We start from the raw sequence: 26,253 nt of genomic DNA on the forward strand, positions 1-26,253 counted from the left end.
GTCGCCGGAGAATCTCGACGTCCGTCGGAGTGGCAATCCTACGACTCCACGCGCAGGAGCGTGTCGACCTGGTGGCCTGCGAGCCGCGCGCGCCCGCCGAGGCCGTCGAGCTCGAGGAGGAACGCGACCCCCGCGACGACGCCCCCGCAGCGCTCGACCAGCTCGACCCCCGCGGCGGCGGTGCCGCCCGTGGCCAGGACGTCGTCGACGATCAGGACGCGCGCGCCCTGCGGGAGGGTGCCCGTGCGCAGCTCGATCGACGCCGTGCCGTACTCGAGGTCGTAGGTCACGGTCTCGGTGGGCGGCGGGAGCTTGCCGGCCTTGCGCAGCGGCAGGAAGCCGACCCCGAGGCGTGTGGCGAGCGGTGCGCCGATCAGGAAGCCGCGGGCCTCGAGACCGGCGACGAGGTCGACGCCCCCCGCGGCGAATGCCGCGAGGGAGTCGACCACGTCGCCCAGCGCCCTGCCGTCGGCGAGCAGACCGGTGATGTCACGGAACGTGACGCCGGGCTGGGGGTAGTCCGGGACGTCGCGGATCAGTCCGAGGACCTCGGCCGCGCGCTCGGACCCCAGGCCCGTCAGTCCGACGGGCAGGATGCTGCTGGTGCTCATGAGGGTCAGTGCCCCCGCTTGCGTCGCGGCTGCGCCTTGACGCCCTGGTGCGATCCCGGCTGGAGCTGGCCCGTGGCCTGGACCCCGGCCGCGGCGAGCTGGGCGTCGCGCGAGGCGCCGCCCGTGCCCTCGGCCGCCTCGGCGACGAGCGCGGCGCGCTTGTCCAGGACCTTCTGGGTGTGCTCCTTGATGGCGGGCTCGCGCTCGCGCAGCGAGACCTCCAGGGGTGTGGCCAGGAAGATCGAGGAGTAGGCACCCACGGCCATGCCGACGAACAGCGCGAGCGCGATGTCACGCAGCGTGCCGGCGCCGAGCAGGAACGCGCCGATGAACAGGATGGCGCTGACGGGCAGCAGGGCCACGACCGAGGTGTTGATCGACCGGACGAGCGTCTGGTTGACCGCGAGGTTCGCGCGCTCGGCGTAGGTGCTGCGGGTCTGGTCGAGGATGCCGGCCGTGTTCTCGCGGACCTTGTCGAAGACCACCACGGTGTCGTAGATCGAGTACCCGAGGATCGTCAGGAAGCCGATCACGGTCGCCGGGGTGACCTCCCAGCCGATCGCCGCGTAGATCCCGACCGTGATGATGAGGTCGTGGAAGAGCGCGATGAGCGCGGCCGCGGCCATGCGCCAGTTGCGGAAGTAGATCGTCATGACCACGCCCACGAGCGCGAGGAAGACGATCAGGCCCGTGATGGCCTTCTGCGAGACGTCCTTGCCCCAGCTGGGGCCGATGAACGCGGTCGTGACGTCGTTCTCGGTCACGTCGTAGGCGCCGGCGAGCGCGTCCCGCACCTCGGTGACCTCGTCCGCCGTCAGGCGGTCGGTCTGGACGCGGATGGCGCTGCCGCCGACCGTCGTGACGCGCGGCACCTCGGCGGGGGCGACCTCGGACACGGCGTCGATCGCGGGCTGCTGGCTCGTGTCGCTGACGTTCGAGACGACGAACTCGGAGCCGCCACGGAAGTCGATGCCGAGGTTGAAGCCCTTGGTGAGCAGGACCCCGAACGACAGGAGCACCATGACGATCGCGACGATGTAGAAGCGGCGGCGGTTGCCGACGATCTGGTAGGACTTGCGCCCCGTGTAGAGGTCGTTGCCCCACTGGGCGAATCCCTGCGCCATCAGAGGTTCTCCTCGTTCTTGTCGCCCTCGGTCGAGGAGTCGGTGGTGGTCGAGCCGGACTCGGCCGCGCGCCGTGCGGCCGCGCGGCGCTCGGCGATCGTCTGCCGGGTCCCCTCGCCCGCCGTGGCGGTGCCGACGCTCGCGCCGACCTTCTCCCGCGTGGGGCTGCCGAAGGGTTCGTCGCTCGACGCGTCGCTCACGGGTGCGTCCTGGGTGCCTTCGGCGCCCGGCCGGGCGACCCGTCCGCGCCCGGCGTACCGGGCGCTCGCGCCGAGGCGGCGCGGGTCGAGGCCCGAGGCAGGGTGCCCGTTCGCGAAGAACTTGGTGCGTGCGAGCAGCTGCAAGACAGGGTGCGTGAACATGAAGACGACGATCAGGTCGATCAGCGTCGTCAGACCCAGCGTGAACGCGAAGCCGCGCACGCCGCCCACGGCGAGGAAGTACAGCACGACCGCGGCGAGGAAGTTGACCGCGTCCGAGGCCAGGATGGTGCGCCGTGCGCGGTCCCAGCCCTTCTCGACGGCCGAGTTCAGGGTGCGTCCGTCGCGCAGCTCGTCGCGGATGCGTTCGAAGTACACGATGAACGAGTCCGCGGTGATGCCGATCGCGACGATGATGCCCGCGACGCCGGGCAGGGAGAGCCGGTACCCGATCGTCCAGGACAGCAGCAGGATCACCCCGAAGGTGAGCACGGCCGCGATGCCGAGCGAGGCCACCGTGACCAGGCCGAGGGCCCGGTACTGGAAGAGCGAGTAGATGACGACCAGCAGCAGTCCGATCGCGCCGGCGATGAGGCCCTTCTCGAGCTGCTCGCTGCCGAGCGTCGCGGAGATCTGCTGCTCGCTCTGGACCTCGAAGGTCAGCGGGAGCGAACCGAAGTTGAGCTGGTTGGCCAGCAGCGCGGCGCTCTCGCGGGTGAAGTTGCCGGAGATCTCGGCCTTGCCGTCCTGGATCGCGACGTTGGCCGTCGGGGCGGAGATGACGAGCCCGTCGAGGACCATGGCGAACGCGTTCTGCGGGGCAGGCAGCGCGACCAGGCGCGTGGTGGTGTCGCGGAAGGCCTTGGTGCCCTCGGCGTTGAACTCGATGTTGACGACCCACTGGCCGGTGCTGACGCCCTGGGCCGTGGTGCCGAGGCCCGAGCTCGCGTTGGAGATCTCGGTGCCCTCGATCTCGACCGGGCCCAGGATGTACTTGACCGTGCCGTCGTCGGCGCACGTGACGAGCGGGGCGTCGGCGTCGTCACCGGTGCCGCCCGTCAGGTTCTTGGGGTCGGTGCAGTCGAGCGCGTCGAACTGGGCCTGGATCTCCGGGGTGATCTGGGCCAGGTCGCTGGGGCTCGTGGGGGTCACGGGCGCGGTGGGCTCGGTGGGCTCCTCGGCCGGCGTCTCGGAGGCCACCGGGGTGGGTGCTCCGTACGTCAGGACCGGGCGGAAGCGCATCTGCGCGGACTTCCGCACGAGGTCGAGCGTCTCGTCGCTCGGGGTGCCGGGCAGCCCGACGACGATGTTCTTGCCCTGGCTGGTGATCTCGGCCTCGGTGACTCCCGAGGAGTCGACACGCTGGCGGATCACGTTGATCGCCTGCTGGATCGTCTCGTCGGTGACCTGCCCCTCGGAGGCGATCGGCGTCAGGATGATCTGCGTGCCGCCCTCCAGGTCGAGGGCGAGTCCGGGCGTGGTGCTCGCGTCCGACCACTTGGTGCCGGCGAAGATCGACGCGAACAACGCGACGATCAGTACAGCGAGGATCACCAGGGTACGTACGGGCCTGGCGCGTCGTGTGTTGGAGGTGGCCAACTATCCGTCTCTTCTCGTGCGCGCGACATCGAGCGTGCGATGACGCGGATCGACGTCGCGCCCCGGGATCGGGGCGCGACGTGTGTCACTTGCTGTCGGTGCCGTCGTCCCGCTTGTCCCCCGGCTTGTCCGTCAGTCCGGACAGGTCGTCCGGGACGTCGAGCACGTCGTCGACCGTCGAGGTCGAGTCGGTGTCCCCCAGGACCGAGCCGTCCTCGTCGTCCTCTGCCGGGTCCTCGGCGACGGGCGGCTCGACGAGCTTGGCGATCGCTGCCCGCAGCCAGCGGGACTGGTTGCCGGGGGTGGACTCGATCGTGATGATGTCCTTCTCCTCGTCGACCGCGACGATGGTGCCGAACAGGCCCGAACCGGTCATGACCTCCTGGCCGGGGGCCAGGTTGGTCCGGAAGGCTGCTGCTTCCTTCTGGGCCTTGCGCGACCGGCTGGTCATGAGGAACATCGCACCTGCGGCGAGGGCGAGGATGAGGATGAGACTGAAGTCCATGACGGGGTAACCGATTCCTGTTCTGTGCTGGGATCTGCGCGGCAGTCTAGGCGCACGCGTACGGATCACCAACGAACCGTACGACCGTGGAGTTCCGCCGCTCAGACTCCCCCAGTCTAGGCCCCGGTGTCGAACAGGGTTCGCCCCGTCCGTCCCGAGCCGTTCCGTCCCCCTGTCAGGCCGCCCGGGCCGCGGGGCGCGAGGGGGTCGGGGGGTGTGAGCCCGAGGTGCGCCCAGGCGGCCGCGGTCGCGACGCGCCCGCGCGGGGTGCGCCCGATCAGCCCTTCGCGCACGAGGAACGGCTCGACGACGGTCTCGACGGTCTCCGCCTCCTCGCCCACGGTCACGGCCAGGGTGCTCAGCCCCACGGGGCCGCCGTTGAAGCGCGTGCACAGCGCGCCGAGCACGGCCCGGTCGAGGCGGTCCATGCCGAGCTCGTCGACCTCGTAGACCTCGAGCGCCGCCCGCGCGGCCCGCAGGTCCAGCGAGCCGTCGCCGCGCACCTGGGCCCAGTCGCGCACGCGGCGCAGCAGGCGGTTGGCGATGCGGGGGGTGCCGCGCGAGCGGCCGGCGATCTCGTGGGCGGCGTCGGCGTCGAGCCGGACGCCGAGCAGGCCGGCCGAGCGGACCAGGACGCGTTGGAGCTCGTCGGGCGAGTAGAAGTCGAGGTGCCCGGTGAACCCGAACCGGTCGCGCAGCGGCGCGGGCAGCAGCCCGGCGCGCGTGGTGGCGCCCACGACCGTGAACGGCGGCAGGGCCAGCGGGATCGCGCTCGCCCCCGCTCCCTTGCCCACGACCACGTCGACCCGGAAGTCCTCCATGGCGACGTAGAGCAGCTCCTCGGCGGGGCGCGCGAGCCGGTGGATCTCGTCGATGAACAGGACCTCGCCCTCCTCGAGGGAGGACAGGACCGCGGCGAGGTCGCCCGCGTGCTGGATCGCGGGGCCCGACGTCACCCGCAGGGACGCGCCGAGCTCGGCCGCGATGATCATGGCGAGGGTTGTCTTGCCGAGCCCGGGAGGGCCCGAGAGCAGGACGTGGTCGGGGGTCGCTCCGCGGGCCAGCGCGGCCTGCAGCACCAGGGAGAGCTGGTCGCGCACGACGAGCTGGCCGACGAACTCCTCGAGCCGCCGGGGACGCAGCGCGGCCTCGGCCGCGCGCTCGAGGTCGTCCGCGGCCGGCGCCACGATCCGCTCGGACGTGAAGGGCTCCTCGCCCTCGGCGTACCCGACCCGGTCGAAGTCACCCACGGGGGCCGCCCAGGACGCGCAGCGAGGCGCGCAGGGCGCCGGCGATCTCGTCGGGGGCGACGACGTCGACGCCGGCCTGGGCCAGGACCGTGGCGAGCGCGTCCTCGGCGGCCTTGGGGTTCCAGCCGAGCCCCACGAGCGCCTGGACGACCTGGTCGCGCTGGTCGTCGACCACGGCGGCGCCCGTGCCTGCCGCCTCCTCGGCGGTCCCGTCGCCGGTGCCCGTGGGGGCCCCGAGCCTGTCGCCGAGCTCGAGCGCGATGCGCTGGGCGCCCTTGCGCCCGATACCGGGCACGCGCATGAGCGCGGCGATGTCCTCGGAGGCCACGGCGCGGCGCAGGGCGTCGGGCGTGTGGACAGCGAGCATCGCCAGGGCCAGGCGCGGGCCGACGCCGCTGACGGTCTGCACGGCCTCGAAGACGGTGCGCTCGTCGTCGTCGGCGAACCCGAACAGGGTGAACGAGTCCTCGCGCACGACCATGCTCGTGGACAGGCGGGCCGCCTCGCCCACGCGCAGCGTGGACAGGGTCGCGGGGGTCGCGTGCACGAGGTACCCCACGGCTCCCCCGGCGCCGCCCACCTCGATGACAGCGCGGTCCAGGCGGACGTTCGCCACCGTTCCCGACAGCGAAGCGATCACTGTGCCTCCATGCATCCTCGCGGGCCCCGGCCGCGCGCGACCGATCCCGAACACCTGTACGAAACTGCGGCCACTCTAGCAACGGGCGGGCGTGCGCCCGGGTGAGCCTCGCCGTCGGGCACCTCGACGCACCGCGCTCCCCCGGCACGTGCCCCTGCCGCGGGCACCTAGCGGCGCGGGCCGCGCGAGGCCTGCTCTGCCGCGGCCCACGCCCGCTGGGCAGGGGTGAGCTGGTGGCGGTCGCCGCCCTGCAGCGCGCCCGCGGGGCGCCACATGTGGCAGATCGCCAGCGCCAGGGCGTCGGCGGCGTCCGCGGGCTTGGGCAGCTCGGCCAGGCCCAGGATGCGCGCGACCATGCGCTGGACCTGGACCTTGTCCGCCCGGCCCGTGCCGGTCACGGCCGCCTTGACCTCGCTGGGGGTGTGCATCGCGACCGGGACCCCGCGCCGGGCCGCGGCGACCATCGCGAGCCCCGCGACCTGCGCGGTGCCCATGACGGTGCTCACGTTGTGCTGGGCGAAGACCCGCTCGACGGCCACGACGTCCGGGACGTGCTCGTCCATCCAGGCGTCCAGGCGCTGGGAGATCGTGAGCAGGCGCAGGTCCACCGACATGTCCGGGGGGCTCTGCAGGACCCCGACCGCGACCATCTGCGCGCGCCGCCCGGGCAACGAGTCGACGACGCCCACGCCGCAGCGGGTCAGGCCTGGGTCCACTCCGAGCACGCGCACGCGCTCACCTTCTCACGCGCCACCCACGACCAAGGGCTCCCACGCGAGCGGTCGCGCGGGAGCCCTTGGTCACACCGGGTGGTGGGTCAGTCGTCGTTCTCGAGCTCGGCCATGACCTCGTCGCTCGCGGTGAAGTTCGCGTAGACGTTCTGCACGTCGTCGCTGTCCTCGAGCGCGTCGATCAGGCGCAGGATCTTGCGGGCGCCCTCGGCGTCGACCTCGACCTCCATGGACGGGTGGAAGACCACGTCCGCGGAGTCGTACTCGATGCCGGCGTCCTGCAGCGCGGTGCGGACCGCGACCAGGTCGGTGGCCTCGGTGAGGACCTCGAACGTGTCGCCCTCGTCCGTGACCTCCTCGCCGCCCGCCTCCAGGACGGCCTCCATCACGTCGTCCTCGGTGGTGCCCTCCTTGGGGACCACGATGACGCCCTTGCGGGAGAACAGGTAGGACACCGAGCCCGGGTCCGCGAGCTGGCCCCCGTTGCGCGTGAACGCGATGCGGACCTCCGCGGCGGCACGGTTCTTGTTGTCCGTGAGGCACTCGACCAGGACGGCGATGCCGCCCGTGCCGTAGCCCTCGTACATGATCGTCTGGTAGTCGGCGCCGCCGGCTTCCTGGCCCGAGCCGCGCTTGAGGGCGCGGTCGATGTTGTCGTTGGGGACCGAGGACTTCTTGGCCTTCTGGACGGCGTCGAAGAGCGTGGGGTTACCGGCGAGGTCCCCGCCGCCCGTGCGGGCCGCGACCTCGATGTTCTTGATGAGCTTGGCGAACAGCTTGCCGCGCTTGGCGTCGATCACGGCCTTCTTGTGCTTGGTCGTAGCCCACTTGGAGTGTCCTGACATACCCCTGTTACTCCTTCACGATTGCGACGAAGAGCTCGTGCACCCGCGCATCGCCCGTGATCTCGGGGTGGAAGGAGGTGGCGAGCAACGTTCCCTGACGTACTGCGACGATTCTACCTGCGTCTTCGCCCGCGCCCGCGGCGGGCACCGCGCCCGGCGCAGCGGGCACGGAGGCGCCCCGGTGGCGCGTGCGCGCCAGGACCTGGACCCCCGGGCCGGCCTGCTCGACCCACGGGGCCCGGATGAACGCGGCGGGCACGGGCCCGCCCGGCACCCCGGTCATCTCCACGGACGACTCGAACGAGTCGACCTGACGCCCGAACGCGTTGCGGCGCACCGTGACGTCCAGGCCACCGAGGGTCTGCTGGTCGTGGGTCGCCCCCAGCACCCGGTCCGCGAGCAGGATCATGCCCGCGCACGAGCCGTACACCGGCAGACCTGCGGCGATCGCGGCCCGCAGCGGGTCGAACAGCTCGAAGATCCGCAGCAGCTTGTCGATCGTCGTCGACTCACCGCCGGGGAGCACGAGGCCGTCGAGCGCGGCGAGCTCGGTGGGGCGCCGCACGGTGACGGCGCGCGCACCGGCCACCTCGAGGGCGGCCACGTGCTCACGGACGTCGCCCTGCAGGGCGAGGACTCCAATGACCGGTTTCACGATCGCCCATCGTACGCGCCGCCCGCCGCGCGGTGCGGGGGTGCCCGACGACGGCGCTCGCGGCCGGAGGGCGGGTGCGGCCCGGACGCGGGGCCGGGTCCGAGCGCCCCGGTCGGGCGCGGCGCGCCTCGGGACGCGGGTGCCGTACGGCACCCGCGTCCTCCGCGCGGTGCGGCGTGGTCGGCTACTCGGTGGCCTCACCGAGGTGGCGGGTCCGTCCGTCCCACCCGTCGAGGAGCGGCTCGAGGAGGTCGGGCAGCCCGGCGGGGAAGACCTCGATGGTGACCTCGCGCAGCTCGGCCAGGGCCCACCAGTGCATCTCGTCGACGACGTCGTGCTCGATCTGGGTCCAGCCCTCGCGCGTCAGGGGCACCGCGGCCTGGGTGCTGGTGATGCGGGCGAGGTAGAAGACCTCGTCCTGGCGGCAGCGTTCGCGGTAGAAGTCGAAGACGGCCGACCGGGTCCACACGGGGCCCTGCAGGTCGGCGGGGTCCAGGCGCAGGCCCGTCTCCTCGAGGACCTCGCGCACGGCGGCGTCACGGTCGCTCTCGCCGGGCTCGATCCCGCCGCCGACCGTGAACCACCAGGACCGCTCGGGCTGGTCGGTGTCGTGGCCGCGGGCGAGCAGGACGCGCCCGGCGTCGTCGAGCAGCAGGACGCGCGCCCCGCGCCGGTGGCGCATGCCGTCGGCGCCCAGGACCCAGTCGGGTCCGAGGGAGCTGGGCGGCCCCGGAGTGGCAGACGCCGCCGGGGCGGGCGCGACGGGTGCGCCCGCCCCGGTCGGGACGCGGCCGGGGGGCCGGCCTGGCGTGCTGGTCATCGTGGGGTCACCGGACCAGCAGCGGGGCGGGAGTCACCAGCCGCGCTCGGCCAGGCGGTGCGGGACGGGGATGTCGTCGACGTTGATGCCGACCATGGCCTCGCCCAGGCCGCGCGAGACGTCCGCGAGCACGGCCGGGTCGTCGTAGAACGTGGTGGCCTTGACGATCGCCGCGGCGCGCTGGGCGGGGTTGCCGGACTTGAAGATGCCCGAGCCGACGAACACGCCCTCCGCGCCGAGCTGCATCATCATCGCCGCGTCGGCCGGGGTCGCGATGCCGCCCGCGGTGAACATGACCACGGGCAGCTTGCCCGTGGCCGCGATCTCCTTGACGAGCTCGTACGGGGCCTGGAGCTCCTTGGCCGCGACGAACAGCTCGTCCTCGGGCAGGGAGGTCAGGCGGCGGATCTCGCCGCGGATGGTGCGCATGTGCGTGGTCGCGTTGGACACGTCGCCCGTGCCGGCCTCGCCCTTGGAGCGGATCATGGCCGCGCCCTCGGTGATGCGACGCAGGGCCTCGCCCAGGTTGGTCGCCCCGCACACGAACGGCGCGTCGAACGCCCACTTGTCGATGTGGTTGGCGTAGTCGGCCGGGGTCAGGACCTCGGACTCGTCGATGTAGTCGACGCCGAGGGCCTGCAGCACCTGGGCCTCGACGAAGTGGCCGATGCGCGCCTTGGCCATGACGGGGATCGAGACCGCGGCGATGATGCCGTCGATCATGTCGGGGTCGCTCATGCGCGAGACCCCGCCCTGGGCGCGGATGTCGGCCGGGACGCGCTCGAGGGCCATGACGGCCACCGCGCCCGCGTCCTCGGCGATCTTGGCCTGCTCGGGCGTGACGACGTCCATGATGACGCCGCCCTTGAGCATCTCGGCCATGCCGCGCTTGACCTTGGCCGAGCCGACGACGTCGCCGGTCACCTGGGGGCTGTTCTCGCCGGAATTCTCCACGGACACCGCGAAACCTCACATCTTCACGTTGGGACGCGCGAACAGGGGTCACGCTCGCGCCGCCGACATGCTTGCACGTCACCGCCCAGTCTACGGAGGTCCGCCCACCCCTCGGGCAGCCCCCCGAACCCGACCGGCCGGTCAGGGGTTGCGGTCGAGCGCGGGCGGCCAGGCGTCGTCGAGCTCGACCGTGACCGGCATGGGCGCGTGCCCGGCGAGCGAGAACGCCCGGGCGTACCAGGTGCGGCGCAGGCGCTGGGTCTGGGCCACGGCCTCGTTGTGGAAGCGACGCGCGATCTGCGCCCGGTACCAGGCCCCGGCCAGCGCCGCGAGTAGCTCGGCACCCACGGGCGAGGCACGGATCTCCCGTACCTCCTCGGGGTCCTCCAGGGCCGCGCGCAACGTCGCCGACAGGTCGCTCTCCGCCCGCGCCCGCTCGGCGCCCACCCCCGCCAGCAGGCGAGGCGCCCGCGCGAGCGAGGAGGCGCCGTCGGGCCCGGCGGCGGACCCCGGCGAGGCCACCAGCTCGGCCAGGCCCGGGACCACGGACGCGACCTCGCGCGTGCGCAGGTCGTCGTCCAGCACCTCGTACGCCGCCTCCGCGACCAGGACCGAGCTCGCCGGGTCCAGTTCCCCCGCCCCCGCCAGGTCCAGCGCCGCCGACGCCCGCCGCTCCAGCTGCGCGTCCAACGCCAGGCGCGAGGCCATGACCTTGCGGTGCAACCGGTCCAGACGCGAGGCAGCCACCCACAGGGCCCACCCCGCGACCAGGACCACGGCCACCACGATGATGGCGATCTCCGACCACGTCACGACGGGTTCCTCTCCTGCTCAGCACGGGGCCACAACCCCAGCCGACGACCACCGCGCAACGACGCCGGATCCTCGTGCACCGGGATCACCGCGTCCGAGGCCGCCAACGCCATCTCGTACACCGCGAGCACCTCCGCGGTCACCGTCGACCAGTCGAACCGGCGCACGAACGAGATCGCCCGCTCGCAGTACCGCTCCCGGCCCGCCGGGTCCGCCAGGACCCGCAGCACCGTGTCCGCCAACGCGACCGAGTCCCCCACCGGGAACAACGCCCCCGCCTGCCCCTCGTCCAGTACCCGCCGAAAAGCCCCCAGGTCCGAGGCGACCACGCACGCCCCCGCGCTCATCGCCTCCACCAGCACGATCCCGAAGCTCTCCCCACCCGTCTGCGGCGCGATGTACACGTCCACCGACGACAGCAGCGACGCCTTCTCCTCGTCCGAGATCGACCCCAGGAACTCCACGGCGCTCGCGGACTCCCCCAACGCCTCGAGCGCGTCCGCGCGACCCTGGTCCCCGCGGCCCGCGATCAGGAACCGGGCCCCCGGGACGGCCTCGAGGATGCGCGGGATCGCGGCCGTCAGGACCGGCAGACCCTTGCGCGGCTCGTCCAGGCGCCCCAGGAACGCGATGGTCGGCGCGTCCGGGGTCCCCTGCCACTTCGCCGACGGCGCGGCGTCCGCGAACGTGTCGACGTAGACGCCGTTGGGGATCACGACCGCGTCGCCCCCCATGTGCTCCACGAGGGTGCGCCGGGCGTCCTCCGAGACCGCGATGCGCGCCGAGATCTTCTCCAGGCTCTGGCGCACCAACGGGTAGACCACCTGCAGCGCGCGCGAACGGATCAACGCCGTGTGGAACGTCGCCACGATCGGCCCCTGCGCGATCCACAGCGCCAGCATGCTCAACGACGGCGTGACCGGCTCGTGCAGGTGCAGCACGTCGAACTTGCCCGCGTCCAACCACCGGCGCACCCGCGCAGCAGTGACCGGACCGAACGTCATGCGCGCCACCGACCCGTTGTACTTGACCGGCACCGCACGGCCCGCGGACGTGATGTAGTCCGGGATGGGAGTGTCCTCGTCCGCCGGGGCCAGCACCGACACCTCGTGCCCCTGCGCCATGAGCGCCTCCGCCAGGTCCCGGATGTGGAACTGCACCCCACCCGGCACGTCGAACGAGTACGGGCACACGATCCCGATCTTCAGGCTCATGCCGAGCCCACCGCCCCTCCACCAGTCGCACCCTGCGCGTCCTTCGCCCGGGTCCGGGCGTACCGGTCCGGGTCCAGGTCCGCCACGAACACCTTCTGCAGCATGTGCCAGTCCTCCGGGTCCGCGGCGATGGCCTCCTCCAGGTGGTCGACCCACGCCTGCGTCACCGCCGCGACCCGTTCGCTGCGCGGCACCCCGTCCGGGACCGCGACCTGCGGGAAGAACCGGATGACGATCCCCCACGGGGTCCCCGCCGCCCGGCGACGGGGACCCGTCAGACGCTCGTACCGGATCGACGCCGTCAGCAACGGTGCCCCCGTCGAGACCGCCAGCGCCGCAGGCCCCGCAGCGACCCGGGCTCGCTCACCGAACAGGTCCACCTCCACGCCCCGCGCCGTCAGGTCACGGTCCGCGAGCAACGGGATGAGCTTGCCCGGCCCCCGCGCCCCGCGCATCAGCTCACGGAACACGTCGCCGTCGCCCAACGCCAGGATCTCGATCCCCAACGAGTTGCGGAACGCCAAGAACTCCTGGAACAGCTCCTCGGGCTTGAGCCGCTCCGCGACCGTCAGCACCGGCGCGATGTGCGGCGTCGCATACGCCCCCGCCAGGTCCCAGTTGCCCATGTGACCCAGCGCCAGCAACGGCGTCACACCCTGCGACGTGAACTGCAAGCAGTTCTCGTACCCCTCCAGACGCACCCGCGCCTCGATCTGCGCAGGCGACGCCCCCGGCAGCGTGAACGCCTCCCGGTAGTAGCGCATGTACGACCGCATGCCCGCCCGGCTCAACCGGCGCAGCCCCCGCGCGTCCAACCCCGGGCGCACCCGCGCCAAATTCTTCTCCAGCTGCGGCACACCACCCCGCCGCGTCGCCCACGCCACGTCCGCGATCACCGTGAACAACCCACGCAGCACCGGCTCCGGCACCTTGTGCGCGTTGCGCCACGCGAACGTGAACGCCTTGTCCGCGCTCACCCCCACCTCAGGCACCACCCTCGGACGCCGCAGCGTCCCCCGCAGAGGCGGCCCCGGCAGCAGCGACAGCCTGACGACGCACCGTCGCCATGCGCTGCACCACCGTCACGGCGCTCGCGGCCGCGAGCACCGCCAGGACCACGACCAGGACGGTCACCGGCAGCCCCAGGCCGACCAGGCCGGCCGCCACGAGCGTCACGACCAGCCGGTCGGCCCGCTCCGCGATCCCGACCGCGGCCGTCATGCCCAGCCCCTCGGCCCGCGCCCGCGCGTACGGGACCACCGACCCCAGGACCAGGCACGCGAGCCCCACCGTGATGCCCCACGTGTTCTCGGTGCGCACGAACCACACGATCAGCCCCGTGAAGATCGCGGCGTCGGCCAGCCGGTCCAGCGTCGAGTCCAGGAACGCCCCCCACGGGCCCGAGCGCCCCGACAGCCGCGCCATCACGCCGTCCAGGGCGTCCGAGAACGCGAAGACCATGATCGCCATGGTCCCCGCGAACAGGTGCCCCGTGGGGAACAGCCACAGCGCGGAGGCCACCACGCCCACCGTGCCCACGATCGTCACCGCGTCCGGGGAGACCCCGATCCGCAGCAGGAAGGCCGCGACCGGCGTGAACAAACGCGTCACGACGGCGCGAAGTCGCCCGAACATCTAGCTCTCCTCGAGTGTGGGCGTCGCAGGAGACGCCGGGTCGTCGTTCGTCGGTCCTGGGCCGGGCGCACCATGAGCCTCCCAGGCCGCCGCGAGCCGCGCGCGGGTGTCCCCCAGCAGCTCCGGCACGGCCTTGGTGTGGGCCACGATCGGCAGGAAGTTCGCGTCTCCCGACCAGCGCGGCACCACGTGCTGGTGCAGGTGCGCCGCGATGCCGGCCCCGGCGACCGCCCCCTGGTTCATGCCCAGGTTGAAGCCGTCAGGGCCCGACACCGCACGCGTCACGCGCATCGCCTGCTGCGACAACCGCGCCAGCTCGTCGGTCTCCTCGGGGGTCAGGTCCGTGTAGTCCGACACGTGCCGGTACGGGCACACCATCAGGTGGCCCGGGTTGTACGGGTACAGGTTGAGCACCACGAAGCACCACGTGCCCCGCGCCACGACCAGCCCGTCCTCGTCGGACAGCGCAGGGATCCGGCAGAAGGGGCACGACGACGACCGGTCGTCGACCGGCTTGTCCTGACCGCCGATGTAGACCATCCGGTGCGGCGTCCACAACCGGTCCATCCCGTCGTCGAACCGCGGATGCCCCTCCGGACCCTCCACGGAGTACCCCGACCCCGTCCCTGCGCCGTCCGACGTCACGCGTCAGACCTGGCTGCGCTCGCGGACCGCAGACACGATCCGCTCGATGGCCTCGGCCACGGGCACGCCGTTGTCCTGGCGTCCGTCGCGGTAGCGGAACGAGACCGCACCGGCCTCGACGTCCTCGCCACCGGCGATGAGCACGAACGGCACCTTCTGGGTGCTGGCCGTGCGGATCTTCTTCCCGAAGCGGTCGTCCGAGTAGTCGACCTCGGCGCGGATGCCCTGCGCGGCGAGCTGGGCGACGACGTCGGCCAGGTAGTCGTTGAAGGGCTCTGCGACCGGGACGGCCACGACCTGGACCGGCGCGAGCCAGGCCGGGAACGCACCCGCGTAGTGCTCGGTGAGCACCGCGAAGAAGCGCTCGATCGAGCCGAACAGCGCACGGTGGATCATGACCGGGCGCTGACGCGTGCCGTCCGAGGCCTGGTACTCGAGGTCGAACTTCTCCGGCAGGTTGAAGTCGAGCTGGATGGTCGACATCTGCCAGGTGCGGCCGATCGCGTCCTTGGCCTGGACCGAGATCTTGGGCCCGTAGAACGCGGCGCCGCCCGGGTCCGGCACGAGGTCGAGCCCGGACTCCTCGGCGACCTGGCGCAGCGTCTCGGTCGCTTCCTCCCAGGCGTCGTCGGTGCCGACGGACTTCTCGGGGTCGCGCGTCGAGAGCTCGAGGTAGAAGTCGTCGAGCCCGTAGTCCTTGAGCAGGTCGAGGACGAAGTTCAGCGCGTTCGTGAGCTCGGACTTCATCTGGTCGCGCGTGCAGTAGATGTGCGCGTCGTCCTGGGTGAACCCGCGGGCGCGGGTCAGGCCGTGCACCACGCCGGACTTCTCGTAGCGGTAGACCGTCCCGAACTCGAAGAGGCGCAGGGGCAGCTCACGGTACGAACGCCCACGCGCGTCGAAGATCAGGTTGTGCATGGGGCAGTTCATGGGCTTGAGGTAGTAGTTCTGCCCGGCGCGGCGCAGCGTGCCGTCCGCGTCGCGCTCCTCGTCGAGGTGCATGGGGGGGTACATGCCCTCGGCGTACCAGTCGAGGTGCCCGGAGACCTGGTAGAGCTTCTCCTTGGTGATGTGCGGGGAGTTGACGAACGAGTAGCCCGCCTCGATGTGGCGCTTGCGCGAGTACTCCTCCATCTCGTTGCGGATGATCCCGCCCTTGGGGTGGAAGACCGCGAGCCCCGAGCCGATCTCGTCCGGGAACGAGAAGAGGTCGAGCTCGACGCCCAGGCGGCGGTGGTCACGACGCTCGGCCTCGGCGAGGCGCTCGGTGTACGCGCGCAGCTCGTCCTTGGTGGGCCAGGCGGTGCCGTACACGCGCTGGAGCTGGGGGTTCTTCTCGCTGCCGCGCCAGTAGGCGGCCGCGCTGCGCATGAGCTGGAAGCCGTTGCCGATGAGGCGCGTGCTGGGCAGGTGCGGGCCGCGGCACAGGTCCTTCCAGGCCACCGTGCCGTCGCGACGGACGTTGTCGTAGATGGTGAGCTCGCCGGCGCCGACCTCGACCGACACGCCCTCCCCCGCTGCGTCGTCGGCCGAGCCGGAGCCCTTGAGGCCGATCAGCTCGAGCTTGTAGGGCTCGTTCGCGAGCTCGGCACGGGCCTCGTCGTCGGTGACGACACGACGCTTGAACGTCTGCCCGTCCTTGATGATGCGCGCCATGACCTTGTCGAGGGCCTTGAGGTCCTCGGGCGTGAACGGGGTCTCGACGTCGAAGTCGTAGTAGAACCCGTCGCGGACGGGCGGGCCGATGCCGAGCTTGGCGTCGGGGTTGACCTGCTGCACGGCCTGGGCCAGGACGTGCGCGGCCGAGTGACGCAGCACGTCGAGCCCGTCGGGCGAGTCGATGGTCACGCCCTCGACCTCGTCGCCCTCGGCGACGGGGGTGTCGAGGTCCTTGAGCTCACCGTTCACGCGGAGGACGACGACCTCGCGGCGGCCCGAGAACAGGTCCGCGCCGGTCGTCCCCGTCTCCACCGTGGTCCGTTCCCCGTCGAGAGTGATGGACAAAGGTGACGATACGACGTCTGACACGGTGCGCGCTCCTAGCAGCTCAACAGGGCATTCGAAAGGGCGCCGCCAGACGGCGGCGCCCTCCGATGTTACCGACCTCGGCCGGTACCGTGCGTTCCTCGCCCGGTCAGTCGTTCACTTCCTTGGCCTTCTCGGCGAGCGTGTCGACGTGGCCGTCGACCGAGTCGGGCGCGATTCCCTTGATCTTCTCGGCGACGTCGTCGATCCGGTCGTCGGTCAGGAACTCCTTGGCCTTGTCGAGCAGGCCGCCCAGGCCCTCCTTGGCCTCGCCGGCAGCGGCCGCAGCCTTGTCCTTCGCCTCGTCGATACCCATGTTCGGCTCCTCGCGTCACGTCCTGCGGCGGGGCTCGTGCCCCACCACAGGGCAAACTACCGCCGCCCCGCAGATCCTTCCTGGGCAGGACACGCCCGGTCGAGCTGAGATCACCCGGAGCCCCCCTCGTCTGGGCTTGGTGGTGAGGCGCAGATGGAGGTGGTCCGTTGGAAGATGCGCGCTTGGCACACTATTTTTCTCCGAACCAGAAAGTGTCCACAAAGTGTGAGATGTCCGACTCTGGCGCTCCAGCCCATCTCCTGGCAGCCCGTACCGGCCGACGCGACGAGCAGGCATCATGTCGCCCGTGCCCTACACCCCTGTCCATGCCCTGGTCGCACTCCCCCTCGCCGGAGGGTCGGCGAGGCGCACGCTCTCCCCCGCTCTCCTTCTCTGGGCACTGCCCGCGTCCGCGATCGGTGCGATGGTCCCGGACGCTCCCCTGTTCTTCGACGTGCTGTGGCCCGGGACCGACGAGCTGGCCCACGCCACGCACCGTCTGCTGGGCATCGTGACCGTCGACCTCGCCCTCGCCGTGGCCTGCACGGCCCTGTGGGTCCTCGTGGTCCGCGGGCCCTACCTGGCCGCGCTGCCCCGGCGGAGGCCCCTCTCCCCCGACGTGTCGACCCGCGCCGCGGGCCCCCTGGTGATCGCGGTGGCCGTCGCAGGGTTCGCCGTGGCGGGGACCCTCACCCACGTCCTCTGGGACGACTTCACGCACCTGCGCGGGACCGCGGTCCAGACCTGGGACGTCCTGCGGACCCCGGTCGCCGGGGTCGCGGTGTACAAGTACCTCCAGCACGGGAGCTCGTTCGTCGGGTTCGTCGTGCTCGTGGCGCTCGTGGTGCGCTGGTGGCGGGCCTCCCTGCCCGTCGCCGCCCCGCAGCACCTGCGCTCCGCGGTCCTGAGCATGACGGCCGGCGCCGTGGCGGGGATGCTCGGAGCGGTCGCGCGGCTGCTCGCGACCGACCACGCGGTGACCGTCTTCTCGCTCGCCCGCCTCGCCGCGACCTACCCGGTGCTCGGCGCGGGCCTGGGTGTGGTCGCGTGGGCGGCCGTGCGGACGGCGGCCTCCCGTCGGGAGGCCAGGAGGCCCGTGGTCGTGGGCGCTCCCGTCCCGCCCCAGGACCACGGGGGCCCGACGACGTCACGCGCGTGACGCCGTCGGCTCCACCGGGCGCTCCGGTCAGGTGCGGCGCGCGTCCGCGCGGTGCTGCGCCTCGTCCGCGACGGCTCGCAACCGCTCGACATGGGCCGACCAGTCGTGCGCCGACAGCGGCGGGAGGTTGTCGTTGTCCGCCCGGAGACCCGCGCTCCCGTCGGTGAGCTCGCGCAGGATGTCGGCGTGCCCCGCGTGGCGGGCCAGGTCGCTCGTGACGTGCACCATGACCTGGAGCAGCGTGATCCCGGAACGGTCGTCGGGCCACCAGGGCACCCGGCCGGTCGCGTCCAGGTCCAGGGTCGCGATCGTCTCGTCGGCGAACGCCCAGACGCGGCGGTACAGGTCCACGACCGAGCCGATCGACTCCTCGGCCGTCGCCCACATGTCGGCGTTGTCCTCTCCGTCGGCGGCGTCCTCGGCCATCCACGGGACGTCGTCGGGCGTGGGCCACTCGCGCCCGAAGGTCTGCCCGAAGTAGCCGAACTCGACCCCGGCAGCGTGCTTGACGAGGCCGAGCAGGTTGGTCCCCGTGGGCGTCCAGGGCCAGCGTGCGGCCCGTTCGTCGAGCCCCTCGACCTTCCAGACGAGCGCGTCGCGCGCGGCCTGGAGGTACCGGTGCAGGGTGGCCTTGTGGTCGGGTCGGACCACGGCGTCGGTCGGTGCGGACGCCGCGCCGGTCTCGGTGCTCTCCATCGGTCGAGTCTGCTGCCACGCCCGAGGGGTGGCAAGGCGTGGGGCGTCCCTGCCCTGTCGTCACCCAGAGATCGGCGGGCGGTCGTGACGTCCCGGTCCTGGTACCAGCACGACCTCCCACGCGGGACCCTCCAGCCGTAGGTTCGATACCGCGGCCTGCCCCGGACCCTGGTCCGGGCCACGACGTGCACCGACCCATCGACCGACACGAGGAGCGATCACCATGACGGGACCGACGACGGCGGCCTGGACCGCCGAGGAGCTGGACAGGATCGGCCGGGCCGAGGAGCTGCAGGTCTCCTCGGCGCGGCCCGACGGGACGCTGCGGCCGTACGTGACGATCTGGGTCGTGCGCGTGGGGGACGACGTCTACGTACGCTCTGCCTACGGCCGCGAGAACGGATGGTTCCGCCGCGCCCTGGCCGACCCGCGAGGCCGCGTCCGCGCCGGTGGCATCGAGAAGGACGTCGCGTTCGTCGAGCCTCCCGGCACCGTGCACCCGGCCGTCGACGCGGCCTACCACGCGAAGTACGACCGCTACGGTCCGGCGATCGTCGGCTCGGTGACCGGAGCCACGGCGGCCGCCGCGACGTTCCGCCTCGAGCCGCGCGAGAACTAGCCGCCAGGGGCGCCCGAGGGGCCCTGCGCCGCGGGCGCGACGTCGTCGACCAAGCTGAGGCTCTCCTCGTCGCACGATACGATTCCGGGCGTCGCACGGTGCGGGACACGCGCGGTGCGGGAGCGCTTCCACGTCGCGGGCTCACGTGGGTAGGGTGTGCGCGTGACGAAGATCTCCCTCCCCACGCTGCACTGGTTGTCCCACGAAGGCGCAGGTCAGGTCGACGGCGACGCCGTGACCCTCACCGCGCCGGCCGGCACCGACTGGACCGACGACGCCCTGGGCGCCCCGCCCCAGCACGCGGCCCCGGCCCTGGTGTTCGACGCCGCTGCCGAGCTCGCCCTGTCCGCACGGGTCCGGGTGACCACCCGGCGCACGACCTTCGACGCGGGCGCGCTGGTCCTGTGGGCCGACGAGCGGCACTGGGCCAAGCTCTGCTTCGAGCAGTCTCCGCAGGGGCAGGCCATGGTCGTATCGACCGTGACGAACGAGTTCACCGACGACTGCAACTCGTGGGACGTCGACGACGAGACGGTGCACCTGCGGATCGTGCGGACGGGGCCCGCGTGGGCCTTCCACGCCTCGCGCGACGGCGAGACCTGGGAGTTCGTCCGGCTCTTCCGGCTCTACACCGACCTGCCCGTGAGCATCGGCTTCCTCGCACAGGCGCCCATGGGCGAGGAGTGCACCGCGGTCTTCGACCGGATCGTCCTGGAGGACAGTGCGCCGGGCGACCTGCGTGACGGGAGCTGATCACCCCGATTCCGCACGCCCCGGAGAACCTGACGCCGCCCTGCCCGCCAGGAGTGGACGGAACAGGGGCCGCTAGGGCGTGGAGACCTGATCGGCCAGGGGCGGCTGCGACTCGAGCAAGATGCGTGCGACGGTGCGCGCTCGTTCGAACGGGTGAGCGAAGGTCTCCATCCCGACCGTGACGATCGCACCCTCGTAGAGCAGCATCATCGCCCTCGCCATGGACGAGGGATCCTGCAGGTCGGCTTCCCTGCACAGGTCGGCGAACTGCCCGAGCAGCCATGCCTTCTGGCGTGAGACCTCGGGGAACACCGGGTGCCCGTCATGCCCGTCCCCGATCTCGGCGCGCGCGTTGATGGCGCTGCAGCCCTTGGGGCTGTTCTCGTCGGACCAGGAGACGGCCGCGTCGAAGATCGCCAGCACGCGGTCGACGCCCGGTTCCGGCACCAGCGCCAGGTGGGCCTCGACATGGCCCCGCCACCTGGCGTCCCTGTGCTGGAGGTACGCGACCACGAGCGCTTCCTTGGAGCCGAACCGGTCGTACAGCGTCTTCTTGGTGACGCCCGCGGACTCGGCGATCGTGTCGACACCGACCGAGTGGATACCGCGTTCATAGAACAGTCGTGACGCAGCGTCGAGAACACGACGGGCACCTGGTGTCAGCGGAGCGAGCTCGGGAACCGGCATGACGCCAACTATACCAATCTGTATAGTCGGCGAATGAGTAAACAGATCGGTCTACTACATCGCAGCACGACGTTGCTGGCAGCAGGTGCCTTCGTGGCGACCTGGAGCTCAGGATTCCTCGTCCCGGCACTCGCCACCGTCGAGGTCTCGCCGCTCACGCTGCTCGTCTGGCGGTTCGTCCCGCTGGCAGGCGCCCTGCTCGCCGTGGCCCTCGCCACCGGCCTCACCCGCGGCGTCAGCGTGACCGTGCTCCGACGGCAGTCCTTGATCGGCCTGTTCGCACAGTTCGGCTACTGCGTCTTCGTCTATGCCGCGATCGCGTCAGGTGTCGCCACCGGCACGGTCGCGCTGATCGACGCCGTGCAACCGCTCGTGGTCGCCGTGCTCGTGGGCCCGCTCCTGGGCCTCCGAGTGCGTGGGGCCCAGTGGGCCGGGCTCGCCATCGGTGGGGTGGGAGTGCTGCTGGTCGTGCGGTCGCAGCTCGAGGGTTCGTCAGCGCACCCCTCGGTCTACCTCCTGCCCCTTCTTGCCATGTCCTGCCTGATCGTCGCCACCTTCCTCCAGCGCCGATCGAAGGCGCAGGCAGGAGTTCTCACGACCCTGACCGTGCACGTCGTCGTGACAGCCGTGGCGCTCGTCGTGCTCGCTGCCGCGACGGGAACGCTCGCACCCCCTGCATCGGCGACGTTCTGGCTCGCGGCCGGATTCGCGGCCGCGTTCCCGACGCTGGCCGCCTACGGCCTCTACTGGTGGCTGCTGCGTCGTGTCGGCGTCACGGCGCTCAATGCGCTCCTGTTCCTGATCGCACCCGCGACGGCCGCCGGGGGCGCAACCCTGCTCGGCGAGACCCTGACGGCCACGACTCTCGTCGGGTTCGTGCTCTGCGGCGCCGGTGTAGCCGTCGTGCTGGCCTACGAGACCACCACGGCACCGGACGCCGAGCCGCCGGTGCAAGCACCGTGCTCGGGGGATCCAGGCGACGGCGAGACGATCGCTCCGGGGCGGCCCGACGCACGCTTGACGCGTTGACGCCGCGCGCCGAGAAGACGCTCCCGGGGCTGCCACCAAGAAGCCCTTCGGAGCGTGTCGGCGTGCTCGACGGCACCCACCCGCTCCGACCCGCCGAGCCGAGTACCGCGCCCACGCTCCGGACACGGCTCAGCGCCCGCGCAGCGGGTAGAGCCCCGGCACGCCGGGCGGGTCCTCCCCGACCAGGCCGTCGATCGACTCACGGATCAGGTCGGCGTGCCCGACGTGCCGGGCATACTCCTCGATCAGGTCGACCAGGACGCGGCGCAGGCTGGACTTCTCGCCGTCGCTCCCGGGCTGCCAGACGACCCGGTGGTCGAGCCCGCCGTCGGCGAGCGCCTCGTCGACCGCCGCGCGCGCCCGGACGACAGCCGTGCGCCACAGGTCGTACAGGTCCTGCGGGCTGTCCTGGGCCGCCGAGGTCCACGGCCACTGCGGGTCCCGGTCCCAGTCGACCGTGTCCCACGGCCGGCCCGGTGCGCGGCCGTGGAGCGTGGTCGAGAACCACAGCTCCTCGACGAACGCGAGGTGCTTGAGGAGCCCTCCCAGCGTGATCTCGGACGCCGCGACCTTGACCGCGAGCGCCTCGGCGTCGAGGCCGCCGACCTTCCACGCGAACGTCGCTCGCTGACGCTCGAGCGAGCCGAGGAGCGTCGCGACCTCGTCCCCCGCGACGGGTGGCTCGATGAGCTCCCAGCCGTGCGTCGCCTCGTCCATGAGCTCCTCCAGGTGGGTGCGGTCCGACCAGCTCGTGCTGCAGGCAGGTGCGCTCCGGTCGGGCGAAGAGCGCGCCGCGGAGACGCGGGGGCGATCAGCCCCGGCGTGCGAGGTGCGGGTAGTCGATCACGAGGCCGTCGGCGTCGACCGTGAGGTCGGCCGTGACGTCGCGCGTCGCGCTCGTGTAGGTGACGACCCCGCGCCCCACCGCCGGGTCGTACGGGGAGCTCGCGGCGTACACCTGCTCGCTGCGCACGACCCGCAGCGAGGGGACCTCGACCCAGGCCATGGTCAAGAAGGTCGGCGTGACCGGCGCCCGGGCGCCCAGCAGCCCGAGGCGCAGGATCGGCATGGAGTTCGTCACGGGGCACAGCGCGAGGTCGCAGTCGAGCGCGCCCGCGAGCGACGACGGGGCCTCGATGCCGGGGGTCGCGAGGTCGACCGGGGCCGCCCCGGAGTGCGAGACCTCCGCGCCCCACTCCCCTGATCCCGCACGCTCGAGCTGCAGGTCGCGGGACCAGCCCTGACCCCGGACCGTCACCTCGAGCCTGCGCGTGACCCAGTGCGGCCCGGTGGTCAGGGACCAGGCCGTCACGTAGGTCGGTCCCCGTGAGGTCCCGAGGCACTCGAACCGGTCTGCCCCGAGCGAGAGGACCGCCGTGTCCACGCGGTCGGGGTCGTCCTCCCCGACCCACGAGACGTGTCGACGGGTCATCTCCGCACTCCTTCGTCACGAGCGGTGCGCGGGCCTCTTGCCAGCCCTGCTCCTGCCGGTCTACCAGGCTTCCGACGGGCCCGACACCCGGACGCCGCGCGGGCTGTCCTGCGACACCAGGGGCGACGTGCGCGCGACCGCCGGTCGGCGTCCGCTCGCACGCGGGCCCTTGGTCCGACGACGCGGGTGACCAACGTCCCGACCTCAGGGAGGAAGGTCCCGGCTCGCCCGGGATTGGCCACTACATGTGGGATGACACGGGTGTAATTGCTACTACATCTAGTTCCCATCGCGCCTCGGCGTGCCGGCGAGGTCGTGCCGGCCCGAGGCGTCCGTCGAGAGGTTGTGGTTGCACATGAGCCCGGTCGAGGTCGCGCAGGACGAGGACGTCGCGTCACGGGGAGCGACGTCCCTGACAGTGCTCAAGCGGGACGGGCGCCGCCTGGCGTTCGACGACGCCCGCATCCGGGCGGCCCTTCGCAAGGCCTACGAGGACGTCCACGGAGACCTCACGCCGTTCGTCGAGCAGACGCTCGACGGCGTGCTCGCGCGGGTCGTCGCGGAGATCTCGGTGCGCTTCGCCGAGGTCGTCCAGATCTACGAGATCCAGGCCGTCGTCGAGCACGAGCTCCTCGAGTCCCGCGAGTACGAGGTGGCGCGGGCGTACATCGACTACCGGGTCCAGCGGGACTTCGCGCGCAGCCGGTCGACCGACCTCAACCACTCGATCGTCGGTCTGATCAGCAAGGACTCGGCGGTCGTCAACGAGAACGCCAACAAGGACTCGGACGTCTTCAACACCCAGCGCGACCTGACGGCCGGTGCCGTGGGCAAGGCCGTGGGGCTGCGCATGCTGCCCCCGCACGTCGCCAACGCGCACCAGAAGGGCGACCTGCACTACCACGACCTCGACTACCACCCCTACGCGCCCATGACGAACTGCTGCCTGATCGACTTCCGGACCATGCTGTCCGAGGGTTTCCGCATCGGCAACGCCCAGGTCGAGCCGCCCCGCTCGATCCAGACGGCCGCGGCGCAGATCACGCAGATCATCGCGAACGTCGCCTCGAGCCAGTACGGCGGATGCTCGGTCAACCGGATCGACGAGCTCCTGGCGCCCTACGCCGCGCTGAACCACGCCAAGCACCTCGTCGAGGCCGAGCGGTGGCTCCCGGACGCCTCGACGCACGACGCGTACGCACGGGCCAAGACGTCCAAGGACATCTACGACGCGATGCAGAGCCTCGAGTACGAGATCAACACGCTGTTCACCTCGAACGGGCAGACCCCGTTCACCTCGGTCGGGTTCGGGCTCGGCACGAGCTGGCTCGAACGCGAGATCCAGCGGGCGATCCTGCAGATCCGCATCAAGGGTCTGGGGGCCGAGGGACGCACCGCGATCTTCCCCAAGCTCATCTACACGTTGCGACGCGGGCTCAACCTCGAGCCGAGCGACGAGAACTACGACATCAAGGAGCTCGCGGTCGAGTGCGCCACCAAGCGCATGTACCCCGACGTGCTGAGCTACGACAAGATCGTCGAGCTCACGGGCAGCTTCAAGATGCCCATGGGCTGCCGCTCGTTCCTGCAGGGCTGGCAGGACGAGGACGGGAACGACGTCGTCGAGGGCCGCATGAACCTCGGCGTCGTGACGCTCAACCTGCCCCGTATCGCCCTCGAGGCCCAGGGCAGCCAGGAGACGTTCTGGGCGCTGCTGGAAGAGCGCCTGGTCACGGTGCGCGACGCGCTCGTGTACCGGATCGAGCGCTGCAAGCAGGCCGTGCCGGGCAACGCCCCGATCCTGTACGTGCACGGCGCGTTCGGCGAGCGCCTCGCGCCCGACGACGACGTCGACCAGCTCTTCCGCGCCGGGCGCGCGACGGTCTCGCTCGGGTACATCGGGCTCTACGAGGTCGCCGCGGCCTTCTACGGCGGTGCCTGGGAGCAGGACCCGGAGGCCAAGGACCTCACGCTGCGCGTGCTCCGTGAGCTGCACGCGCACACCAGGGCCTGGACGGCCGAGCACGGCTACCACTTCAGCGTGTACTCGACGCCGAGCGAGAGCCTGACGGACCGGTTCGCCCGCATGGACCGCGAGAAGTTCGGCGAGGTCGCGGACATCACCGACAAGGAGTACTACACGAACAGCTTCCACTACGACGTGCGCAAGGACCCGACGCCGTTCGAGAAGCTCGACTTCGAGATGGACTACCCGCAGTACGCGTCGGGCGGATTCATCCACTACTGCGAGTACCCCGTGCTCCAGCAGAACCCCCAGGCGCTCGAGGCCGTGTGGGACTACGCCTACGACCGCGTGGGGTACCTCGGCACCAACACCCCCATCGACCGCTGCTACGCGTGCGGTTACGCGGGCGACTTCACCCCGACCGCGCGCGGCTTCGCGTGCCCGGGCTGCGGGAACACGGACCCGCGCACGTGCGACGTCGTCAAGCGCACGTGCGGGTACCTGGGCAACCCGCAGCAGCGGCCCATGGTGCACGGCCGGCACGTCGAGATCTCCTCGCGCGTCAAGCACATGGCCGGGGCCGTGAGCCTCGGCGAGGTCGGAGCTGCCGGCATGACCGGAGTCGCCGGCGAGGCCAGCTGCGAGGAGTCCGCAGCCGGCACGAGCTCCGCGGAAGACTGAGGCCGTCGTGCCGCGGGACCCGCAGCCCCACTGGCGCTCGGAGCGCCTCAGCCAGGGCTACGTCGCGGACTACAAGCCGTTCGTGTTCGTCGACGGCGAGGGCGTGCGCTGCAGCCTGTACGTGAGCGGGTGCCTGTTCGCGTGCGAGGGCTGCTTCAACGAGGCGACCTGGAGCTTTCGCTACGGCTCCCCGTACACCGACGAGCTCGAGGACCGCATCCTGGCGGACCTCGCTCACGAGTCGGTGCAGGGTCTGTCGCTGCTCGGCGGCGAGCCGTTCCTCAACACGGGCGTGTGCCTGCGCCTCGTGCGGCGCCTGCGCGAGCAGCACGGCCCGTCCAAGGACGTGTGGTGCTGGAGCGGCTACACCTTCGAGGAGCTGCTCGCAGGCTCCCCCGACCAGCGCGAGCTGCTCGCGGGTCTCGACGTCCTGGTCGACGGCCGGTTCGAGATCGCGCGACGCGACCTCACGCTCCCCTTCCGCGGGAGCACGAACCAGCGGGTCCTGTCGGTCCCGGCCTCGCTCGCCGCGGGCCGCGCGGTCCCGTGGTCGCCCGCGCGCGCGGCCCGGCGGAGCGCCTGATCTCCCCTGCCCGACGACGTCGCGCACCTTCCGCGCGGAGGTGCGCGACGCCGTCGGGCAGGACGC

General features: G+C 71.8%; 28 protein-coding genes. 6 read left to right on the forward strand and 22 right to left on the reverse strand.

Annotated elements, in window-relative coordinates; genetic code table 11:
• Window positions 1–38: 38 nt before the first annotated feature.
• The 18 genes from ASE27_RS15020 to ASE27_RS15105 all read right to left on the reverse strand — a co-directional run bounded on the left by ASE27_RS15020 (window position 39) and on the right by ASE27_RS15105 (window position 16,582).
• Window positions 39–611, reverse strand: a complete 573-nt coding sequence (locus ASE27_RS15020; RefSeq protein WP_056652098.1) for an adenine phosphoribosyltransferase — start codon at window positions 609–611, stop codon at window positions 39–41.
• Window positions 612–616: 5 nt separating this feature from the next.
• Window positions 617–1,735, reverse strand: coding sequence for a protein translocase subunit SecF (secF, locus tag ASE27_RS15025; protein ID WP_056652101.1), 1,119 nt, complete (start codon window positions 1,733–1,735; stop codon window positions 617–619).
• Window positions 1,735–3,489: a protein translocase subunit SecD gene (gene secD / locus ASE27_RS15030; protein WP_235535451.1), complete on the reverse strand. Its 1,755-nt coding sequence runs from the start codon at window positions 3,487–3,489 to the stop codon at window positions 1,735–1,737. The genes secF and secD overlap by 1 nt, the downstream gene beginning before the upstream one ends.
• A 130-nt stretch (window positions 3,490–3,619) precedes the next feature.
• The gene (gene yajC, locus ASE27_RS15035; RefSeq protein ID WP_056652107.1) at window positions 3,620–4,039 is read right to left on the reverse strand and encodes a preprotein translocase subunit YajC; all 420 of its coding nucleotides are present in this window, start codon (window positions 4,037–4,039) and stop codon (window positions 3,620–3,622) included.
• Window positions 4,040–4,155: 116 nt separating this feature from the next.
• Window positions 4,156–5,229, reverse strand: a complete 1,074-nt coding sequence (ruvB, locus tag ASE27_RS15040; RefSeq protein WP_369800611.1) for a Holliday junction branch migration DNA helicase RuvB — start codon at window positions 5,227–5,229, stop codon at window positions 4,156–4,158.
• Window positions 5,230–5,281: 52 nt separating this feature from the next.
• Window positions 5,282–5,929: a Holliday junction branch migration protein RuvA gene (ruvA, locus tag ASE27_RS15045; protein ID WP_056652113.1), complete on the reverse strand. Its 648-nt coding sequence runs from the start codon at window positions 5,927–5,929 to the stop codon at window positions 5,282–5,284.
• Between the two features lie 167 nt (window positions 5,930–6,096).
• Window positions 6,097–6,660 (reverse strand): crossover junction endodeoxyribonuclease RuvC, encoded by a 564-nt coding sequence (gene ruvC, locus ASE27_RS15050; protein ID WP_056652116.1) that lies wholly within the window; start codon window positions 6,658–6,660, stop codon window positions 6,097–6,099.
• Window positions 6,661–6,746: 86 nt separating this feature from the next.
• Entirely contained in the window at window positions 6,747–7,505 is a 759-nt protein-coding gene (locus ASE27_RS15055) for a YebC/PmpR family DNA-binding transcriptional regulator (RefSeq protein WP_056652119.1), read from the reverse strand.
• A gap of 7 nt (window positions 7,506–7,512) precedes the next feature.
• The gene (pdxT, locus tag ASE27_RS15060) at window positions 7,513–8,163 is read right to left on the reverse strand and encodes a pyridoxal 5'-phosphate synthase glutaminase subunit PdxT (RefSeq protein ID WP_056652335.1); all 651 of its coding nucleotides are present in this window, start codon (window positions 8,161–8,163) and stop codon (window positions 7,513–7,515) included.
• Window positions 8,164–8,344: 181 nt separating this feature from the next.
• On the reverse strand, window positions 8,345–8,980 hold the full coding sequence (locus ASE27_RS15065; protein ID WP_082608968.1) for an NUDIX hydrolase: 636 nt from the start codon (window positions 8,978–8,980) through the stop codon (window positions 8,345–8,347).
• A 33-nt stretch (window positions 8,981–9,013) separates the two neighbouring features.
• Window positions 9,014–9,940, reverse strand: a complete 927-nt coding sequence (pdxS, locus tag ASE27_RS15070; RefSeq protein WP_369800599.1) for a pyridoxal 5'-phosphate synthase subunit PdxS — start codon at window positions 9,938–9,940, stop codon at window positions 9,014–9,016.
• A gap of 135 nt (window positions 9,941–10,075) precedes the next feature.
• On the reverse strand, window positions 10,076–10,747 hold the full coding sequence (locus ASE27_RS15075; RefSeq protein ID WP_056652122.1) for a hypothetical protein: 672 nt from the start codon (window positions 10,745–10,747) through the stop codon (window positions 10,076–10,078).
• Window positions 10,744–11,961 (reverse strand): glycosyltransferase family 4 protein, encoded by a 1,218-nt coding sequence (locus ASE27_RS15080; RefSeq protein WP_056652125.1) that lies wholly within the window; start codon window positions 11,959–11,961, stop codon window positions 10,744–10,746. Before ASE27_RS15080 ends, ASE27_RS15075 begins: the two co-directional genes overlap by 4 nt.
• Complete coding sequence (locus tag ASE27_RS15085; protein ID WP_056652129.1) at window positions 11,958–12,944, reverse strand: phosphatidylinositol mannoside acyltransferase; 987 nt, start codon at window positions 12,942–12,944, stop codon at window positions 11,958–11,960. Before ASE27_RS15085 ends, ASE27_RS15080 begins: the two co-directional genes overlap by 4 nt.
• A 1-nt stretch (window position 12,945) precedes the next feature.
• Window positions 12,946–13,596 (reverse strand): phosphatidylinositol phosphate synthase, encoded by a 651-nt coding sequence (pgsA, locus tag ASE27_RS15090; protein WP_056652134.1) that lies wholly within the window; start codon window positions 13,594–13,596, stop codon window positions 12,946–12,948.
• Complete coding sequence (locus tag ASE27_RS15095; protein ID WP_056652340.1) at window positions 13,597–14,163, reverse strand: HIT domain-containing protein; 567 nt, start codon at window positions 14,161–14,163, stop codon at window positions 13,597–13,599.
• Window positions 14,164–14,244: 81 nt separating this feature from the next.
• A complete protein-coding gene (gene thrS / locus ASE27_RS15100) occupies window positions 14,245–16,245 on the reverse strand; it encodes a threonine--tRNA ligase (RefSeq protein WP_056652137.1) in 2,001 nt (666 codons plus the stop codon).
• A 130-nt stretch (window positions 16,246–16,375) separates the two neighbouring features.
• Complete coding sequence (locus ASE27_RS15105; RefSeq protein WP_056652140.1) at window positions 16,376–16,582, reverse strand: hypothetical protein; 207 nt, start codon at window positions 16,580–16,582, stop codon at window positions 16,376–16,378.
• 307 nt (window positions 16,583–16,889) lie between these two features.
• On the opposite strand from ASE27_RS15105, the gene ASE27_RS15110 reads away from it, so the two are divergent.
• On the forward strand, window positions 16,890–17,741 hold the full coding sequence (locus ASE27_RS15110; RefSeq protein ID WP_162259133.1) for a DUF4184 family protein: 852 nt from the start codon (window positions 16,890–16,892) through the stop codon (window positions 17,739–17,741).
• Window positions 17,742–17,768: 27 nt separating this feature from the next.
• On the opposite strand, the gene ASE27_RS15115 is transcribed toward ASE27_RS15110, so the two are convergent.
• Window positions 17,769–18,437 carry a DinB family protein gene (locus ASE27_RS15115; RefSeq protein ID WP_056652147.1) on the reverse strand — a complete coding sequence of 223 codons (669 nt, stop codon included), beginning with the start codon at window positions 18,435–18,437 and terminating at the stop codon, window positions 17,769–17,771.
• A gap of 223 nt (window positions 18,438–18,660) precedes the next feature.
• Between ASE27_RS15115 and ASE27_RS15120 the strand changes: the two genes are divergently transcribed.
• Both ASE27_RS15120 and ASE27_RS15125 read left to right on the forward strand, forming a co-directional pair.
• Window positions 18,661–19,056: a DUF2255 family protein gene (locus ASE27_RS15120; RefSeq protein ID WP_056652151.1), complete on the forward strand. Its 396-nt coding sequence runs from the start codon at window positions 18,661–18,663 to the stop codon at window positions 19,054–19,056.
• A gap of 162 nt (window positions 19,057–19,218) precedes the next feature.
• The gene (locus tag ASE27_RS15125; RefSeq protein ID WP_235534398.1) at window positions 19,219–19,809 is read left to right on the forward strand and encodes a DUF1349 domain-containing protein; all 591 of its coding nucleotides are present in this window, start codon (window positions 19,219–19,221) and stop codon (window positions 19,807–19,809) included.
• 72 nt (window positions 19,810–19,881) lie between these two features.
• On the opposite strand, the gene ASE27_RS15130 is transcribed toward ASE27_RS15125, so the two are convergent.
• Entirely contained in the window at window positions 19,882–20,496 is a 615-nt protein-coding gene (locus ASE27_RS15130; protein ID WP_056652156.1) for a TetR/AcrR family transcriptional regulator, read from the reverse strand.
• Between the two features lie 33 nt (window positions 20,497–20,529).
• Here ASE27_RS15130 and ASE27_RS15135 point away from each other — a divergent pair, with 33 nt between their 5' ends.
• Complete coding sequence (locus ASE27_RS15135) at window positions 20,530–21,525, forward strand: DMT family transporter (protein ID WP_082608971.1); 996 nt, start codon at window positions 20,530–20,532, stop codon at window positions 21,523–21,525.
• 129 nt (window positions 21,526–21,654) lie between these two features.
• Here the strand turns inward: ASE27_RS15135 and ASE27_RS15140 are convergent, their stop codons facing one another.
• The gene (locus ASE27_RS15140; protein WP_056652158.1) at window positions 21,655–22,242 is read right to left on the reverse strand and encodes a DinB family protein; all 588 of its coding nucleotides are present in this window, start codon (window positions 22,240–22,242) and stop codon (window positions 21,655–21,657) included.
• A gap of 94 nt (window positions 22,243–22,336) precedes the next feature.
• Window positions 22,337–22,957, reverse strand: coding sequence for a putative glycolipid-binding domain-containing protein (locus tag ASE27_RS15145; protein ID WP_056652161.1), 621 nt, complete (start codon window positions 22,955–22,957; stop codon window positions 22,337–22,339).
• A 355-nt stretch (window positions 22,958–23,312) separates the two neighbouring features.
• On the opposite strand from ASE27_RS15145, the gene nrdD reads away from it, so the two are divergent.
• Both nrdD and nrdG read left to right on the forward strand, forming a co-directional pair.
• A complete protein-coding gene (gene nrdD, locus ASE27_RS15150) occupies window positions 23,313–25,604 on the forward strand; it encodes an anaerobic ribonucleoside-triphosphate reductase (RefSeq protein ID WP_082608972.1) in 2,292 nt (763 codons plus the stop codon).
• A 7-nt stretch (window positions 25,605–25,611) separates the two neighbouring features.
• A complete protein-coding gene (gene nrdG, locus ASE27_RS15155; protein ID WP_056652165.1) occupies window positions 25,612–26,187 on the forward strand; it encodes an anaerobic ribonucleoside-triphosphate reductase activating protein in 576 nt (191 codons plus the stop codon).
• The last annotated feature ends 66 nt before the right edge of the window (window positions 26,188–26,253 follow it).

The organism is Oerskovia sp. Root918 (assembly GCF_001428945.1).
GTDB classification, from domain to species: domain Bacteria; phylum Actinomycetota; class Actinomycetes; order Actinomycetales; family Cellulomonadaceae; genus Oerskovia; species Oerskovia enterophila.